The organism is Variovorax sp. P5_A3, assembly GCF_056400665.1.
Map to the genome: position 1 here is coordinate 83,812 of NZ_JBFUKW010000019.1, position 15,538 is coordinate 99,349.

A 15,538-nucleotide genomic window follows, 5' to 3' on the forward strand; every position below is an offset into this window, starting at 1 on the left:
GATGCCTTCCGAACGAGACTTGCTTCCGCTTCCCGACGTCCACGGCGCTCGCGAACTGGCCTCCGTCATCGTCGAGGGCTACAGCCTTCAGTTGCGGGACAAGGATGGCTTCATCGGGGACCAGGCCAGCCAGACCGCGTTCCGCGAATTGCTGGAACGATGGCGCCAACGGCGCCGTCGCAAGGGCAAGGACCCGCTTGGCGGACGCCATTCCAAGGACCTGAGCAAGCGCACGCTCGACGAGGCGCTCGGCCAGGCGAAGGCTTCGGAGGCGGCCGATGTGCTCCACGGCGTGATCGAGGAGTTCGCCAGGGAACTGGCCTGGGTGATCGAGCGCTTCATGCGCCAGCCTTCGTGGCAAGGCGTCGAGCGGATCGTGATCGGCGGCGGCTTTCCGGAGAGCGACGTCGGCGAGCGCGCGATCCTGCAGGCGGCGGCGATCCTTCAGGAAATGAAGGTGTCGGTGCAACTCGGGCGCATCGGCCACGAGACGGACGACGGCGGCCTGCTGGGCTGGGTGCACCTCACGCCGCGGGCCATGCTCAAGAAGTACGACGCGATCCTCGCGCTGGACATCGGCGGCACCAATGTGCGCTGCGGCATAGTCAAGACGCGGAGGAACCGCGCCAGGGATCTGTCGCGGGCCAAGGTGCTCCGGCGCGAAAAGTGGCGCCACGCGGATGACGGACCCAATCGCAAGGTGCTGATCGACCGTCTGGCGGAAATGCTCGAATCGCAGATCCGCTATTGCAGGAAGAAGGGCATCAGGCTCGCGCCCTTCATCGGCATCGGCTGCCCGGGGCTGATCCGCAAGGACGGCTCGATCTCGCGCGGCGCACAGAACCTCCCTGGCGACTGGGAGAGCGACAACTTCCATCTGCCCAGCGAGCTCTGCAAGAGGATCCCTGTCATCGACGGCGAGACCACCGAGGCTCTGATGCACAACGACGCAGTCGTCCAGGGCCTGAGCGAGCTGCCGTTCATGCAGGACGTGAAGCGCTGGGCCGTGCTGACCATCGGCACCGGCCTGGGCAACGCGAGCTACACCAACAAGGCTAGAGCTGGAAAGCGATCGTGAGCAGCAGCCCTTCGGCCACATCACGCATCAGCCCCGGCCGGCGCGCACGATAGGACTCGCCGGCGGAGGACGTGGTCTCGATCCACTGGGCCAGCCATTCGACCTCGTCGTGGCCGTAGAACACCACCGCCGCCTCGTGATTCAGCAGCAGGCTGCGCATGTCGAGATTGATGGAGCCGCAGAGCGCCAGGTTGTCGTCGACGACGACCGCCTTCGCATGCGCCATGAAGGGCAGCATCCGGAAGATGACGCCGGCTCGCGCGAGGTCGCGCATGGCGCGGGCGCGCACGAAGTCGGCCAGCCGGTGGTTCGACTGCGCGGGCATCGCGATGGTGACCTGCACGCCGCGCCGCGCGGCAAGGCGCAGGGCGTCGCGCAAGCCGTCGCCGGGTACGAAGTAGGGGGTGATCGCCAGTACGCGATGCTCGGCGCGAAAGCAGGCGTCGATCAGCAGCGCGTGCGCCGTGTCTTCCGTCTGGTCGGGACCGCTGGGCAGGAACTGCGCCTGGCCGTCGGCGGACGGGTCGTCTTCCGCCGAGATCGCGCGCGGTTTGCGTTTGCGCACCGATGTCCAGTCGTGGTCGAACTGCCGCGCCGCCGCGGCGGCCACGCTGCCCTGGAGGTCGAAGGACAGGTCGCGCCATGGCGTCGGATGATTGTCGTTGCCCGTGAAGTATTCGCCCGCGAGATTGCGGCCGCCCGACCAGAGCCGGCTGTCGTCCGCGATGGTGAGCTTGCGGTGGTTGCGCAGGTTGCGCGGGCCGGTTCGGCGCAGGCTGAAGATGGGGCGGAACACGGCGACCTCGGCCCCTGCTTCGCGCAGCGCGTCGAAGTGCGAGCGCGGCAGCGACAGCGCGCCGAAGCCATCTAGCAGCACGCGCACCATGATGCCTTCGCGAGCTCGGCGCGACAGCCGGTTGATCACGTCGTGGCCGAGCGCGTCGTCGCCGATGATGAACGTGCACACGTCGAGGCGCTCACGCGCGCCCTCGATCACCTCGAACAAGGCATCGCGCGCGGCACCGCCATCGGAATGAAAGCGCGGGGCACAGCGACCCGGCGAGGCGAGGCCGAAGCTCTCGATCAGATCGGCAGCCCAGTGGCCGGCCGGTGCGGACCGCGGCGGGCGGGGCGAGCCCGACGGCCGCAATTTGCGCTGCCCGAACAGCAGGTACATCGGGAGGATGATGTAGGGCACCAGCACGAGGCCCATGACCCATGCGATCGCCGTGCTGGGCGCGCGCTGTTCGCGCCGTGCGCGCGTCGTCAGTACGTAGACCAGCAGCGCGAAGGTGACGACCAGCAAATGCTGCGACGGCGAAGGCAGCCAGTCCAGCAGCTCGTCGAGCAGGTCGTCGAGCCGGTTCACGTGCGGAGGTGCTGCAGGAAGGCAGGCACCGGGCGGCCCTCCGAGGCAAGGAAGCCCATCATTGCGCCGACCACTTCGCGCACGGCAGGCCGTGCACCGACGCGATCGCGCCATTTCACCAGCCGTGGGGTGGCCTCGGTCATGCCCGCGCCCTTGCGGTCGGCGAACACATGCGCCATGTAGAAGGCGATGTCGGCGTAGGAATAGGTGCCCGCGAGATAGTCGCGGTCGGCCAGCAGCTGATCCAGTTCCCCGTGAAATCGGGCGCAGGCACCGCAGGCCGCCACCGCCGCAGGGCTTTGCATGTCGTGCTGAAGGCCGAAGAGCTTCACCACGTGGGGGAAATACACCTCGTCCGACTTGAGTTCCAACTGCCGGGCCCGCGCCCTCGCGGCGACATCGGCGGGCCAGAGCGGGGGAAGGGGGGCGCGGTCTTCGAGGTATTCGAAGATCTGCGTCGAATCGAACAGCTCGACCTCGCCGTCGATCAGCACCGGCACCTGCCGCTTCGGATTGACGCGCAGAACCTCGGGTTGCCTGGGCTCGTAGTTGTCGTCGCGGTCGAAGGGCACCATGACGCATTCGAACGCGAGCTCTTTTTCGAGCAACGCGATCTGCGCCTTGGCGCCGAACATGCTGAGGGGACCAGTGAAAAGCTTCATGTGGCGAAGCCTACTTCACCGGAGCCCCAAAACAAACGGCCTCAAAAGGCCAGTCCTTTGTGAAACACCGCGGAACCGGCTTCGCCGGGCCGCAGGTGTTGCCCCCGGCAGCTCAGCTACCCCAGACTTCCTGCGCGGTTTCCACGACCAGGCGCAGCTTGGCGCGTTGCGCCTCCACGGCGATGTTGTTGCCATGCACCGTGCTCGAGAAGCCGCACTGCGGCGACAGCGCGAGCTGGTCGAGCGACACGTACTTGGCGGCGGCCTCGATGCGGCTCTTGAGCTCGTCCTTGTCTTCCATCTCGCCGAACTTGGTGGTCACCAGGCCCAGCACCACGGTCTTGCCCTTGGGCAGGAAGCGCAGCGGGCGGAAATCGCCGGAGCGGGCATCGTCGTATTCGAGGAAGTAGGCGTCGAGGTCCATCTCCTTGAGCAGCGCTTCGGCCACGGGCTCGTAGTTGCCGGCTGCCGCGTGGGTGCTCTTGAAATTGCCGCGGCACAGGTGCATCGCGAGCGTCATGCCGGCCGGCTTCTGCGCGACCACCTTGTTGATGAAGGCGGCGTAGCGGTGCGGCAGTTCGTTCGGGTCGTCGCCGCGCTGGCGGGCGGCTTCGCGCATCCGCTCATCGCAGAGGTAGGCGAGGTTGGTGTCGTCCATCTGCACGTAGGTGCAACCGGCTTCGGCCAGCGAGCGAAGTTCGTCGCCGTAGGCCTTGGCGACGTCGTCGTAGAAGGTGGGGTCGAGCTCGGGGTAGGCCTCCTTGCTGATGCCGGCGCGGCCGCCGCGGAAGTGCAGCATCGTGGGCGAGGGGATGGTGACCTTGGGCGTGTTGCCGGCCGACACCTGGCTCTTGAGGTACTGGAAGTCCGCCAGCTGGATGTTCTTGGCGTGGCGCACCTTGTCGATGACGCGCATGACGGGCGGTGCGAGCTCCTCCGTGCCATCGGGCTTGCGGATGGTGACCGGGATGTCGGTCTTGACGCCGCCGAGCTGCTCGAGGAAGTCGATGTGGAAGTAGGTGCGGCGGAATTCGCCGTCGGTGATGCTCTTCAGGCCGACGTCTTCCTGGAACTTGACGATCTCGGTGATGGCCTTGTCTTCGACCTTGCGAAGTTGTTCGGGCGTGATCTCGCCCTTGGCTTTCTGCTCGCGCGCTTCGAGCAGGTATTTGGGGCGCAGGAAGCTGCCGACGTGGTCGTAGCGGGCAGGCAGGGCGGCGTGCTGGGACATGGGGTGCTCCGTCGAATCTGGAAAAGAACGGTCGATCGTATCCGTTCAGGGCATGCCCGTTGTGGATACATTGAGACTGGTGTTTACCCTGAAAAATGGCGAAAAGACTGGATTTTAGGCGTTCGATGTATACAGTCAGTATCCATGAAAGCCTCCACGAGCCCGTTTCCGCTGAACGCCTGGTACGCCGCGGCGTACGACGTCGAAGTCAAGCACGCACTTTTGGCACGCACGATCTGCAACCAGAAACTGGTGCTGTATCGGCGCACCGACGGCCAGGTCGCGGCACTGGAGGATGCCTGCTGGCACAGGTTGATGCCCTTGTCGCTCGGTCGGCTCGAAGGCGATGAACTCGTCTGCGGCTATCACGGCCTCGTCTACAACAGCCAGGGTCGCTGCACCTTCATGCCGAGCCAGGAGACGCTGAATCCCTCGGCCTGCGTGCGTTCGTATCCCGTCGTCGAGAAGCATCGCTTCGTCTGGGTCTGGCCGGGCGATCCGGCCAAGGCCGATCCCGCGCTGGTGCCCGACATGCACTGGAACGACGACCCCGAATGGGCCGGCGACGGCAAGATGATCCGCGTGGCGTGCGACTACCGCCTGGTCGTCGACAACCTCATGGACCTCACGCACGAGACCTTCGTGCACGGCTCGTCGATCGGCAACCGCGCCGTGGCCGAGGCGCCCTTTGTGGCGACCCACGGCGACCGTTCGGCCACTGTGACGCGCTGGATGGAAGACATCGACGCGCCGCCATTCTGGGCCGGGCAGATCCAACACGCGCACGGCTATCGGGGCAAGGTCGATCGCTGGCAGATCATTCGCTTCGAAGGGCCATGCACCGTCAACATCGACGTCGGCGTGGCCGAGGCGGGCAGCGGGGCGGTGCCGCGTGACGGTTCGCCGGGCGACCGGAGCAAGGGCGTCAACGGCTTCGTGCTCAACACCGTCACGCCCGAGACCGACAAGACTTGCCTCTATTTCTGGGCCTTCGCGCGCAACTACTGCATCGGGGAGCAGCGTCTGACTCATGAACTGCGCGAAGGCGTGGCCGGCATCTTCCGCGAAGACGAAGTGGTGCTCGAAGCGCAGCAGCGGGCCATCGACGAGCGGCCCGACTACAGCTTCTACAACCTCAACATCGACGCCGGCGCCATGTGGGCGCGGCGGCTCATCGACCAGATGATCGCGCGCGAGAAGCCGCGCGCGGAGACCATTCCGATCCAGCCGGCCGTGACGGAGCGCGCGTGAACACGACGGTGGCGCCCGCCACGGGCGAAGCGGCCGAAGCCGGGGGGTCCCAGGCGGTCAAGGCCCAGTTGCGGTTGCGCGAAATGGTGCTGGCGGGCGAGTTGCCGGGCGGCGCGCGCATTGCCGAGGTCGCGATCTCCGAGTTGCTTGGTGTCTCACGCACGCCGGTGCGCAGCGCGCTCATGCGTCTGGAACAGGAAGGTCTGCTGGAGGCCTTGCCGAACGGTGGCTATGCCGTGCGCACCTTTTCCGAGCGCGACGTGGCCGACGCGATCGAGCTGCGCGGCACGCTCGAAGGGCTGTCGGCCCGGCTCGCTGCCGAGCGGGGCGCGCCACCCGTCGTGATGCGTGAGGCTCGCGCCTGCCTGAAGCGCATCGACGAACTGCTGCGCGACCCCGCGCTCGACGACGCGGCGTTCTCGCGCTACGTCGCGTTCAATGAAGAATTCCACCGCCTGCTGACCGAGATGTCGGGCAGCACGCTGATCGCGCAACAGCTGGAGCGGGTGATCAACCTGCCGTTCGCATCGCCCTCCGGCTTCGTGGTCGTGCAGGCGAACTCGCCCGCCGCGCGCGACATGTTGCTGATCGCGCAGGATCAACACGGACAGGTACTCGACGCCATCGAGAACCGCGAAGGCTCGCGCGCCGAGGCGCTGATGCGCGAGCACAGCCGCATTGCGCAGCGCAATCTCCGTGAAGCGCTGCATGGCGCGCAGAACCATCCCTTGCCGGGCGTGCAACTCATCCGCCGCCGGGCCTGAAGCAGTTTCAAGATGAAAAGCGATATCCACTGGATGCCGGCGCGCATCACGGCCTGCCGCGACCTCACGCCGACGGTGCGCGAGTTCGAGATCACACCCGAGTCAGGCATCGTCGCCGGGCATGAGCCCGGAGCGCATTTGCAGGTGCAGGTGCTGGTCGGCGAGCCGGGCTCGGGGCGCGTGCAGACCCGTTCCTATTCGGTGGTGGGCGCGCCCGACGACCGCGCGTGGCGCATCGCCGTCAAGCGGCTGGACGACGGCCGCGGCGGTTCGCTCGCGATGTGGCGGCTCGCGACTGGCGACCGGCTGCTGGTGAGCGAGCCGCAGAGCCACTTCGGACTCGACGTCAGCGCGCCCGGTTACCTGCTGGTGGCGGGCGGTATCGGCATCACGCCGCTGGTCTTCATGGCCCAGCGCCTCGCGACGCTGGCGCAACGCAGCGGCGTGAAGGTGCGCATGCTGTACGGCGCGCGCAGCGAGCAGGAACTCGCCTATCTCCCGGCGCTGCAGGAGGCATTCGGCCAGTGCACGACGACCAGCGTGCAGGCCCACGTCGGCAGCGCGCCGATCGACTTCGCTTCGGAAATCGCGGCCCTGCCCGCTGGCGGCCAGCTCTACACCTGCGGGCCGGTGCCGATGCTCGAAGCCGTCAAGCGCGCGTGGTCCGCCGCCGGCCGGCCGACGGCCGATCTTCGCTTCGAGACCTTCGGCAGCAGCGGTCGGCTCGCGGCACAAGCCTTCGAGGTGCGCATCCCGCGCCACGACATGGCGATCACGGTCCCAGCCGGCAGCACGCTGCTCGAAGCGCTCGAAGGTGCCGGCGTCCAGACCCTGTGGGACTGCCGCCGCGGCGAGTGCGGCCTGTGCGCCATGGATGTCCTGGCGGTCGATGGCGAAATCGATCACCGGGATGTTTTCCTGAGCGAGCACGAGAAGCAGGCGGGCCGCCGCATCTGCGCCTGCGTGTCGCGCGCGGTCGGCACGATCACGCTCGATTCGGCATGGAGACCCGAAAGTCCATGAGAGAGCACACGCTTTGCGCGATGATCGCGCGGCCCATTTGCTGATCGCGCAGAAACGCTCATTGCCTTCGACAAGCTAGGTGTTTGCCGACGTCCCGGTGCATTTGCATCTGGTCACAATATCCCCCGTTCCAGCATCCATCCATGAAGGAGAGCTTTATGCTACGTCGCCACCTCGTCCAGGCCGCCAGCTTGACCGCCATCGCGCTGGCCATCCCCCTGGCCCATGCCGCCGAAACGTTCAAGATCGGCCTGATCCTGCCCATGACCGGACAGCAGGCGTCCACCGGCCGCCAGATCGAAGCTGCGGCGCGCCTCTACATGGCACAGAACGGCGACACCGTGGCGGGCAGGAAGATCGAGCTGATCGTCAAGGACGACACCGCGCTGCCGGACGTCACGAAGCGCCTGGCGCAGGAACTGGTGGTCAACGACAAGGTCAATGTGCTCGCCGGCTTCGGCGTCACGCCGGCCGCGCTGGCCGCCGCGCCGATCGCCACGCAGTCGAAGACGCCGCTGGTCGTGATGGCCGCTGCAACGTCGAGCATCACGCAAGCCTCGCCGTACATCGTGCGCTCCAGCTTCACACTGCCGCAGGTCTCCGTCGCCATGGGCGACTGGGCGCCGAAGAACGGCATCAAGTCGGTAGTGACGCTGGTCAGCGACTACGGCCCCGGCAACGACGCCGAGAAGTACTTCAAGGAGCGCTTCGAGCTCAACGGCGGCAAGGTGATCGAGTCTCTGCGCGTGCCGCTGCGCAACCCCGACTTCGCGCCCTTCCTGCAGAAGGTGCGTGACGCCAAGCCCGATGCGCTGTTCGTCTTCGTGCCGTCCGGCGCGGGCGCGGCTGTGATGAAGCAGTTCCTCGAGCGCGGCATGGACAAGGCCGGCATCAAGATGATCGCCACCGGCGACGTGACCGATGACGACCAACTCAACGACATGGGCGACGGCGCCCTCGGCGTGGTGACCACGCACCACTACTCGGCTGCGCACCCGTCCGCGATGAACAAGAAGTTCGTCGACGCCTTCCAGAAGGCCAACAAGGGCATGCGCCCGAACTTCATGGCTGTCGGCGGCTATGACGGCATGCGCGTGATCTACGAGGCGCTGAAGACCACCAAGGGCCAGGGCGGCGGCGATGCACTGCTCGCGGCGATGAAGGGGCAGGTCTTCGAAAGCCCGCGCGGCGAGGTGCTGATCGATGCGCAGACGCGCGACATCACGCAGGACGTGTACCTGCGCAAGGTCGAGAAGAAGGACGGTCAGCTCTACAACGTCGAGTTCGACGTGATCAAGGCCGTGAAGGACCCGGGCAAGGCGAAACCCTGACCCCATAGCAAACGAACCTCTGCACACATGAACCTGCCCCACGCCAGTCGGGGAACACCGCGGAACCGGCTGCGCCGGGCCGCAGGTGTTGCCCCCGGTAGGGGGTGGGCGCCCGACACGAAGTGCGGGCAACCTGGGGGCGAGCCCTACTATTTATGTTGACGATTCTGTTTGATGGCATTGCGTACGGCATGCTGCTTTTTGTGCTGGCGGTCGGGCTGGCCGTGACGCTGGGGCTGATGAACTTCATCAACCTCGCGCACGGCGCCTTTGCGATGGCGGGCGGGTACCTCACGGTGTTCGCGATGCAGAAGCTGGGGGTGCCCTTTCTCGCCTGCCTGCCGCTCGCGTTCATCGTGGTGGCGCTGGTGGGCGCACTGATGGAGCGCACACTGTACCGGCCGATGTACGGCAAGCCGCATCTCGACCAGGTGCTGTTCTCGATCGGGCTGGCGTTCATGGCAGTGGCGGGGATCGACTACTTCGTCGGGTCGTCGCAGCAGAACATCCATCTGCCCGACTGGCTGCGCGGCCGCACCGAAATCGGCGACGGCGCATTCATGCTGGGCATGGGGCACTACCGCATCTTCATCATCGTGTTGTGCGCTCTGCTCACGGTGGTGCTGCAACTGATTCTCTCGAAGACGCGCTTCGGCAGCCGTCTGCGTGCGGCGGTCGACGATCCGCGCGTGGCGGCGGGACTGGGCATCAACGTGAACGTGGTGTTCCTGCTGACCTTTGCCGTGGGCTCGGGGCTCGCCGGGCTCGGGGGTGCATTGGGCGCCGAGATCCTGGGGCTCGACCCGACCTTTCCGCTCAAGTACATGATCTATTTCCTCATCGTCGTGTCCGTCGGCGGCACCTCGTCGATCACGGGGCCGCTGCTGGCCGCGCTGTTGCTCGGCATCGCGGACGTGGCGGGCAAGTACTTCATTCCGAAGATGGGCGCCTTCACGGTCTACCTGCTGATGATCATGATCCTGATGTGGCGGCCGCAGGGCCTGTTCACGCGCAAGGGAGGCCGCTGATGGACTTCCAAGCTGGATTGCTGCGCAAGGCGCGCTGGCGGCCGTGGGAATTCGGGATATGGGCGGTCGCGTTCGTGCTGCCGCTGCTCGTCCCGTCGCATGCGCTGATGATCAACGAGATCGCGATCGTCGCGCTCTTCGCGATGTCGCTGGACCTCATCCTGGGCTACACGGGCATCGTGTCGCTCGGGCACGCGGCGTTCTTCGGCTTCGGCGCCTACACCGCGGCGTTGTTCGCGAAGCTGGTGATGCCGGACCCGACGGTGGGACTGCTGGTCGCCATCATGCTGAGCGCCGCGCTGGGCGCCATTGCGAGCGTCACCATCCTGCGAGGCACTGACCTGACGCGCCTCATGGTCACGCTCGGCACGGCGCTGCTGCTGCTCGAACTCGCCAACAAGCTCGACTGGCTCACCGGGGGCGCGGACGGGCTGCAAGGCGTCGTGATGGGGCCGGTGCTCGGTCTCTTCGACTTCGATCTGTATGGCCGCACCGCTGCGTGGTATTCGCTCTCGGTGATGCTTGTGCTGTTCCTGCTGATGCGGCGGCTGGTGCATTCGCCTTTCGGCGCCACGCTCAAGGCGATCCGCGACAACCGCCTGCGGGCGATGGCGATCGGCATCCCGGTCGTATCGCGCCTGGCCGTGATCTACACCGTCGCTGCCGCGATCGCGGGTGCGGCGGGTGCATTGCTCGCGCAAACCACGGGCTTTGCTTCGCTGGACGTGCTGGCGTTCGATCGCTCGGCGGATGTGCTGCTGATGCTGGTCATCGGCGGCGTGGGCTGGCTCTATGGCGGCATCGCGGGCGCGATCGTCTTCAAGCTCCTGCAGGACGCGCTCTCCACGGTCACGCCGCAGTACTGGATGTTCTGGATCGGCCTGATCCTGGTGCTGCTGGTGCTGGTCGGTCGCGATCGGCTGCTCAGGCCGTGGACATGGTTCGGCGCGCGCGGGAGCGCCAAGCCATGAGCAGTGTGAAAGACAACGTGAACGACATCGTCCTGTCGGCGACGGGACTGGTGATGCGCTTCGGCGGGATCACGGCCACCAACAACGTTTCGCTCAACCTGCGGCGTGGCGCGCGCCATGCGCTGATCGGCCCCAACGGCGCCGGCAAGACGACACTCATCAACCTCCTGACCGGCGTTCTCACGCCGACCGAAGGCCGCATCGTGCTCGAAGGCGAGGACATCACCCGCCTCGCGCCACACCGCCGGGTCTCGCGCGGCATGGTCCGTACCTTCCAGATCAACCAGCTCTTCGACTCGATGACGCCGCTGGAAACGCTGGCGCTCGTGGTCTCGCAGCACACGGGCCTCGGCGGCCAGTGGTGGAAGCCGCTCGGCGCGTCGAAGCGTGTGGCCGAGCGGGCGGGGACGCTGCTGGAGCAGTTCCGGCTCGCCGACGTCGCGCAACAGCAGACGAAGCATCTCGCCTATGGCAAGCGCCGCCTGCTGGAAATCGCCATCGCGCTGGCCTGCGAGCCGCGCGTTCTGTTGCTCGACGAGCCTGTGGCCGGTGTGCCTGCGGGCGAGCGCGAGGAACTGCTGGAAACCGTCGCCGCACTACCGGCGGACGTGTCGGTGCTCCTGATCGAGCACGACATGGACCTGGTGTTCAGCTTTGCCGATCGCATGACGGTACTGGTCAACGGCACCCTCCTGACCGAAGGCGACCCCGACACGATCGCCAACGACCCGAAAGTGAAAGAGGTCTACCTGGGCCATGGAGCCGCGCATGTCTGAACTGTTGCGCATCGAGAACCTGAGCGCGGGCTACGGCGAAGCGGTCGTGTTGCACGACATCGCCCTCTCGCTGGGCCAGGGCCAGACCCTGGCGCTGCTGGGCCGCAACGGCACCGGCAAGACCACGCTGATCAACACGCTGGCCGGCGCGACGCGCCAGCATGGCGGCACCATCGCGCTTGGCGGTGTGGCCCTGCACAAGTTGTCGCCGCACCAGCGCGCGGCAGCCGGCATCGGCTGGGTGCCGCAGGAGCGAAACATCTTCAAGTCGCTCACGGTGCACGAGAACCTGACGGCGGTCGAGCGTCCCGGCAAGTGGAATCCGCAGCGCGTCTACGAGATGTTCCCGCGGCTCGCGGAACGCAAGGGCAACCTGGGCACGCAGCTGTCGGGCGGGGAGCAGCAGATGCTGGCCGTCGGACGCGCGCTGGTGGTCAATCCGACCTTGCTGCTGCTCGATGAGCCGCTGGAAGGCCTGGCGCCGATCATCGTGGAGGAACTCCTGCGAGCCATCCGGCGCATCACGCGGGACGAGGGCCTGGCCGCCATCGTCGTCGAGCAGCATCCGCAGGCGATCCTCGCGATCTCTGACGAAGCGGTGGTGCTGGATCACGGCACCGTGGTGCATGCCGACCATGCGGCCACGCTGGCCGCGCAGCCCGAGGTGCTCGAGCGGCTGCTGGGGGTCAAGAGGTAGGTCTGCAGGACTGTCCGGCAGGCGTGTCGAGCCTTAAACTCGCCGGGTCTCTTTCCTCGCTGGAGTGACGTCATGGCATCCATTCGACAGGAAATTCAGGTTGCGGCGAGCGCCGAGAAGATATGGGACGCCGTTCGCGATGTCGGCGAGATCCACCACCGGTTGGTGCCGGGCTTCGTGACCGACTGCAGACTCGAAGGCGACGCGCGAATCGTCACCTTCGCCAATGGCGTCGTAGCGCGCGAAGTCATCGTGGACCTCGACGATGCCGCGCGGCGTGTGGTCTGGTCCGCAACCGGCGAGCGCTTGACGCATCACAACGCGTCATTGCAGGTGTTCGCCGAAGACGCGTCGCACAGCCGACTCGTCTGGATCGCCGATCTGTTGCCCAACAAGATGGAGCAGCCCATCAGCGCCATGATCCAGGCAGGCATGCAGGCAATGAAAAAACAACTGGAGCAATAGCGCCCGCCCCCAGATCCCGGCAATGCCGCGGATCCGGCTCCGCCGGTCCGCCGGCATTGCCCCCTCGAGGGGGTGGGCGGCCACACGAAGTGGGCAAGCCTGAGGGAGTCCCTAGTACCCCACGGTGAAGCGCTGGCGCGAATGCTTTGGCGCCTCGACCTCGTCTGCCAGGGCAATCGCGTAGTCCTCCATCGAGATCCAGCTCTTGCCGTTCGCATCGCTCAGGAGGCTGTCGCCGCCGAGGCGGAACTTGCCGGTGCGCTCGCCGGGTGCGAATAGCGCGGAGGGCGAGAGAAAAGTCCAGTCAAGTTCCTTCTCGGCGCGAAGCGCCTTGAGCATGACGCCGCCGGCCTGCGCTTCGGCCTTGTAGGCGTCGGGGAACTCGGGCGTGTCGAGCAACGCCTTGCCGGGCGCGACTTCGAGGCTTCCTGCGCCGCCGACGACCAGCAGGCGCGGCACGCCGGCCTGCGTGACCGCTGCAACGAGGGTCGCGGCGTCCGGACCGCCCGCGAAATGGGTAGCGCTGATCACCGCATCGTGGCCGCGTAGCAGGGGGACCAGCGCATCGACGGAGGTCGCATCCGCCTTTTTCAACGACAGGCCGGGTCGCGCTTCGGCGCCTTCGACCTTGCGGGCGATGCCTGTGACGGTGTGGCCGCGTTGCAGCAGCTCGTTCGCGATGCGCGAGCCTGCGCGGCCCGTGATGCCGAGGATGACGATCTTGCTCATGGGGTGGTGGTCCTTGGATTCGGTTGCTGTGAGGGCACGATCGTATGTTGCTTTATTCGATCGAAAAAGGACTTAGCATGCACATATTTGTTGCCCAGATCGATCGAATATGGACCGCATTGCCGCCGCCGAAGTGTTCGTCTGCATCGCCGAGCGCGCGAGCATGACAAGCGCGGCAGATGCGCTCGACATGTCGCGCGCCATGGTCACGCGCTATCTGGCGCAGATGGAGCAGTGGGCGGGTGCGCGCCTGCTTCATCGAACGACCCGGCGCCTGAGCCTGACGGAGGCGGGCGAGGAAACGCTCGCGCGCTGCCGACGCATGCTCGAAGTGGCTGCCGACATGGCCATCGCGCCGGCCGCCGAAGCCGACGTGCCGAGAGGCCTGCTGCGAGTGGCTTGTGCGCAGTCGCTTGCGCAGGACGTGCTGGCTTCGGCACTGGCGGAATACCTGCGCCGCTATCCGCTGGCCGCAATCGACTTGCACATCGACGCGCGGCCGGTGAATCTCGTCGAACAGCGCATCGATCTGGCGATCCGCATCACCAACGACCTCGACCCAAACCTCATTGCGCGCCCGCTGGGCCATTGCGCTTCGGTTATCTGCGCATCGCCTGCCTACCTGGCCGCCCGTGGCACGCCGCGCAGCGTCCACGATCTGGCAACGCACAACTGCCTGACCTATTCGTACTTCGGCAAGAGCCTGTGGCATTTCGAGTACGAAGGGGAAGGCGTCGCCGTGCCTGTCAGCGGCAATCTCTGCGCGAACGAATCGCAGGTGCTGCTCGCTGCGGCCATCGAAGGCGCGGGCATTGCGATGCAGCCGGTGTATTCGGCGAGCGGGCCGATCGCGCAGGGAAAGCTCGTTGCGTTGCTTCCAGGCGTCGTGCCGCAGGGACTGGGCGTCTACGGGCTCTATGGCTCACGGCGCCAGATGCCGGCCTCGTTGCGCGCGCTGCTCGACTTCCTCGTGGATCGACTTGCCGATGGCCGGTACTGGCCCCAGGGAGCCGCCGAAGGCAAGCGATCTAGGCCTGCGGGCCAACGGCGCGATACAGCGCCCGCACGAAATCGGATTGGGTGATCATGCCGGCGAGCCGTCGCTCGCCATCGATGATGGGGATGTGGTGGTGGCCGCCTTCGGAGAACAGCGGTACCAGGTCGGCCAAAGGGCGGTCCTCGCTCGAGACGCGCACCTGCCGCGTCATGATCTGACCGACGACCTCGGGCTTGTTCGACATCACCGTTCGCGTCGCCCGGATGAAGTCGCGCAACCGGCCGCCCAGGCCCTCGTGGTGCTGCAGGTCGATGTGCCGGAAGAAGTCGGCCTGGGTGACGATGCCGATCACTCGCCGGGTGCGGTCGGTCACCGGAAGCGCCTTGATGCGCCGCTCGTGCATCAGCGACCAGGCCTCCTGCAGCGGGGTACCGAATTCGACCGTCACTGGTTCGCGCGACATGATGTCGACGCAGTGCACGGTGCCGAGACGGCGGTGCCAGGATTCCATCTCGGTCTGCTGGATCAGGGACTCCAGGTCGTCGCGGCTGATGTCGAGCACCTGGTTGTAGCGCGCCAGCACGGCGTCGATGTCGGCAGAGCTGAAGCGCGTGTCGCCCGCAGCCTGTCGCTGGGTGATCTGCACGTGCGGATAGCGCCGACCGGTCAAGCTGTTGTAGAGCACCCCGGCCAGCACCAGCAGGAGCGAATCGGTCAGCACCGGGGAGATGGCGAAGGGAAACTCCGGCGTGTGTGTCAGCACGGCCAGCAACGCGACCGCGCCGCCCGGCGGATGCAGGCAGCGAAGACTGAACATGAGCCCGATGGCGAGGGCGGTCGCGACTGCGCCGACCCACCACGCATCAGGCAGCCATCGGGCGCAGGCCACGCCGACCAGGGCCGCAAGGGTGTTGCCGCCGATCACCGGCCAGGGCTGCGCGAGCGGGCTCGCCGGTAGCGCGAACACCAGCACCGCGCTGGCGCCCAAGGGGGCGATCAGCCAGTTGCCGCTGGCCGACGGCCCGGCCAGGAACTGGCAGACCAGAGCCGTGAACAGGAGTCCCAGCGCTGCGCCGCCGACGGCCCTCAGCCGTTCCCGTCCGTCGACGACCGTCGGACCCGGAATCCAGGCGCGAGCGAATGTTGCGAGAGTCTCCAGACGCATC

General features: G+C 66.7%; 16 protein-coding genes. 11 read left to right on the forward strand and 5 right to left on the reverse strand.

Annotation, left to right across the window (positions count from 1 at the left end; genetic code table 11):
* The first annotated feature begins 1 nt into the window (after window position 1).
* Entirely contained in the window at window positions 2–1,078 is a 1,077-nt protein-coding gene (locus tag AC1D3B_RS25005; protein ID WP_478193371.1) for an ROK family protein, read from the forward strand.
* Here AC1D3B_RS25005 and AC1D3B_RS25010 read toward each other — a convergent pair.
* The 3 genes from AC1D3B_RS25010 to AC1D3B_RS25020 form a co-directional block, all read right to left on the reverse strand.
* Entirely contained in the window at window positions 1,056–2,447 is a 1,392-nt protein-coding gene (locus AC1D3B_RS25010) for a phospholipase D-like domain-containing protein (RefSeq protein ID WP_478193372.1), read from the reverse strand. The two genes, AC1D3B_RS25005 and AC1D3B_RS25010, sit on opposite strands and share 23 nt — an antisense overlap.
* Window positions 2,444–3,109 carry a glutathione S-transferase family protein gene (locus AC1D3B_RS25015; RefSeq protein WP_478193373.1) on the reverse strand — a complete coding sequence of 222 codons (666 nt, stop codon included), beginning with the start codon at window positions 3,107–3,109 and terminating at the stop codon, window positions 2,444–2,446. Before AC1D3B_RS25015 ends, AC1D3B_RS25010 begins: the two co-directional genes overlap by 4 nt.
* 112 nt (window positions 3,110–3,221) lie before the next feature.
* Window positions 3,222–4,340, reverse strand: coding sequence for a 5-methyltetrahydropteroyltriglutamate--homocysteine S-methyltransferase (locus AC1D3B_RS25020; protein ID WP_478193374.1), 1,119 nt, complete (start codon window positions 4,338–4,340; stop codon window positions 3,222–3,224).
* Window positions 4,341–4,484: 144 nt separating this feature from the next.
* Here AC1D3B_RS25020 and AC1D3B_RS25025 point away from each other — a divergent pair, with 144 nt between their 5' ends.
* The 9 genes from AC1D3B_RS25025 to AC1D3B_RS25065 all read left to right on the forward strand — a co-directional run bounded on the left by AC1D3B_RS25025 (window position 4,485) and on the right by AC1D3B_RS25065 (window position 12,646).
* A complete protein-coding gene (locus AC1D3B_RS25025) occupies window positions 4,485–5,591 on the forward strand; it encodes an aromatic ring-hydroxylating dioxygenase subunit alpha (protein ID WP_478193375.1) in 1,107 nt (368 codons plus the stop codon).
* Window positions 5,588–6,355, forward strand: coding sequence for a GntR family transcriptional regulator (locus AC1D3B_RS25030; protein ID WP_478193376.1), 768 nt, complete (start codon window positions 5,588–5,590; stop codon window positions 6,353–6,355). The genes AC1D3B_RS25025 and AC1D3B_RS25030 overlap by 4 nt, the downstream gene beginning before the upstream one ends.
* Before the next feature lie 12 nt (window positions 6,356–6,367).
* Complete coding sequence (locus tag AC1D3B_RS25035) at window positions 6,368–7,378, forward strand: PDR/VanB family oxidoreductase (RefSeq protein ID WP_478193377.1); 1,011 nt, start codon at window positions 6,368–6,370, stop codon at window positions 7,376–7,378.
* A gap of 158 nt (window positions 7,379–7,536) precedes the next feature.
* Complete coding sequence (locus tag AC1D3B_RS25040) at window positions 7,537–8,709, forward strand: ABC transporter substrate-binding protein (RefSeq protein WP_478193378.1); 1,173 nt, start codon at window positions 7,537–7,539, stop codon at window positions 8,707–8,709.
* 155 nt (window positions 8,710–8,864) lie between these two features.
* Window positions 8,865–9,737, forward strand: coding sequence for a branched-chain amino acid ABC transporter permease (locus AC1D3B_RS25045; RefSeq protein ID WP_478193379.1), 873 nt, complete (start codon window positions 8,865–8,867; stop codon window positions 9,735–9,737).
* On the forward strand, window positions 9,737–10,708 hold the full coding sequence (locus AC1D3B_RS25050; protein ID WP_478193380.1) for a branched-chain amino acid ABC transporter permease: 972 nt from the start codon (window positions 9,737–9,739) through the stop codon (window positions 10,706–10,708). Before AC1D3B_RS25045 ends, AC1D3B_RS25050 begins: the two co-directional genes overlap by 1 nt.
* On the forward strand, window positions 10,705–11,484 hold the full coding sequence (locus AC1D3B_RS25055; protein WP_478193381.1) for an ABC transporter ATP-binding protein: 780 nt from the start codon (window positions 10,705–10,707) through the stop codon (window positions 11,482–11,484). Before AC1D3B_RS25050 ends, AC1D3B_RS25055 begins: the two co-directional genes overlap by 4 nt.
* Complete coding sequence (locus AC1D3B_RS25060) at window positions 11,477–12,181, forward strand: ABC transporter ATP-binding protein (protein ID WP_478193382.1); 705 nt, start codon at window positions 11,477–11,479, stop codon at window positions 12,179–12,181. The genes AC1D3B_RS25055 and AC1D3B_RS25060 overlap by 8 nt, the downstream gene beginning before the upstream one ends.
* A 72-nt stretch (window positions 12,182–12,253) precedes the next feature.
* The gene (locus tag AC1D3B_RS25065) at window positions 12,254–12,646 is read left to right on the forward strand and encodes an SRPBCC family protein (protein ID WP_478193383.1); all 393 of its coding nucleotides are present in this window, start codon (window positions 12,254–12,256) and stop codon (window positions 12,644–12,646) included.
* A 111-nt stretch (window positions 12,647–12,757) separates the two neighbouring features.
* Here AC1D3B_RS25065 and AC1D3B_RS25070 read toward each other — a convergent pair whose 3' ends face one another.
* Entirely contained in the window at window positions 12,758–13,375 is a 618-nt protein-coding gene (locus AC1D3B_RS25070) for an NAD(P)-dependent oxidoreductase (RefSeq protein ID WP_478193384.1), read from the reverse strand.
* Between the two features lie 109 nt (window positions 13,376–13,484).
* On the opposite strand from AC1D3B_RS25070, the gene AC1D3B_RS25075 reads away from it, so the two are divergent.
* Window positions 13,485–14,459, forward strand: coding sequence for a LysR family transcriptional regulator (locus tag AC1D3B_RS25075; protein ID WP_478193385.1), 975 nt, complete (start codon window positions 13,485–13,487; stop codon window positions 14,457–14,459).
* Here the strand turns inward: AC1D3B_RS25075 and AC1D3B_RS25080 are convergent.
* Window positions 14,404–15,537 (reverse strand): HPP family protein, encoded by a 1,134-nt coding sequence (locus tag AC1D3B_RS25080; RefSeq protein WP_478193386.1) that lies wholly within the window; start codon window positions 15,535–15,537, stop codon window positions 14,404–14,406. The genes AC1D3B_RS25075 and AC1D3B_RS25080 overlap by 56 nt on opposite strands.
* Between the last annotated feature and the right edge of the window lies 1 nt (window position 15,538).

Bases quoted from the DNA above. Each gene is read 5' to 3' on its own strand.
- AC1D3B_RS25005 (WP_478193371.1), top strand. From the start codon at position 2: ATGCCTTCCGAACGAGACTTGCTTCCGCTTCCCGACGTCCACGGCGCT.
- AC1D3B_RS25015 (WP_478193373.1), bottom strand. From the start codon at position 3,109: ATGAAGCTTTTCACTGGTCCCCTCAGCATGTTCGGCGCCAAGGCGCAG.
- AC1D3B_RS25020 (WP_478193374.1), bottom strand. From the start codon at position 4,340: ATGTCCCAGCACGCCGCCCTGCCTGCCCGCTACGACCACGTCGGCAGC.
- AC1D3B_RS25025 (WP_478193375.1), top strand. From the start codon at position 4,485: ATGAAAGCCTCCACGAGCCCGTTTCCGCTGAACGCCTGGTACGCCGCG.
- AC1D3B_RS25035 (WP_478193377.1), top strand. From the start codon at position 6,368: ATGAAAAGCGATATCCACTGGATGCCGGCGCGCATCACGGCCTGCCGC.
- AC1D3B_RS25040 (WP_478193378.1), top strand. From the start codon at position 7,537: ATGCTACGTCGCCACCTCGTCCAGGCCGCCAGCTTGACCGCCATCGCG.
- AC1D3B_RS25045 (WP_478193379.1), top strand. From the start codon at position 8,865: ATGTTGACGATTCTGTTTGATGGCATTGCGTACGGCATGCTGCTTTTT.
- AC1D3B_RS25050 (WP_478193380.1), top strand. From the start codon at position 9,737: ATGGACTTCCAAGCTGGATTGCTGCGCAAGGCGCGCTGGCGGCCGTGG.
- AC1D3B_RS25055 (WP_478193381.1), top strand. From the start codon at position 10,705: ATGAGCAGTGTGAAAGACAACGTGAACGACATCGTCCTGTCGGCGACG.
- AC1D3B_RS25060 (WP_478193382.1), top strand. From the start codon at position 11,477: ATGTCTGAACTGTTGCGCATCGAGAACCTGAGCGCGGGCTACGGCGAA.
- AC1D3B_RS25065 (WP_478193383.1), top strand. From the start codon at position 12,254: ATGGCATCCATTCGACAGGAAATTCAGGTTGCGGCGAGCGCCGAGAAG.
- AC1D3B_RS25070 (WP_478193384.1), bottom strand. From the start codon at position 13,375: ATGAGCAAGATCGTCATCCTCGGCATCACGGGCCGCGCAGGCTCGCGC.
- AC1D3B_RS25075 (WP_478193385.1), top strand. From the start codon at position 13,485: ATGGACCGCATTGCCGCCGCCGAAGTGTTCGTCTGCATCGCCGAGCGC.
- AC1D3B_RS25080 (WP_478193386.1), bottom strand. From the start codon at position 15,537: ATGCGTCTGGAGACTCTCGCAACATTCGCTCGCGCCTGGATTCCGGGT.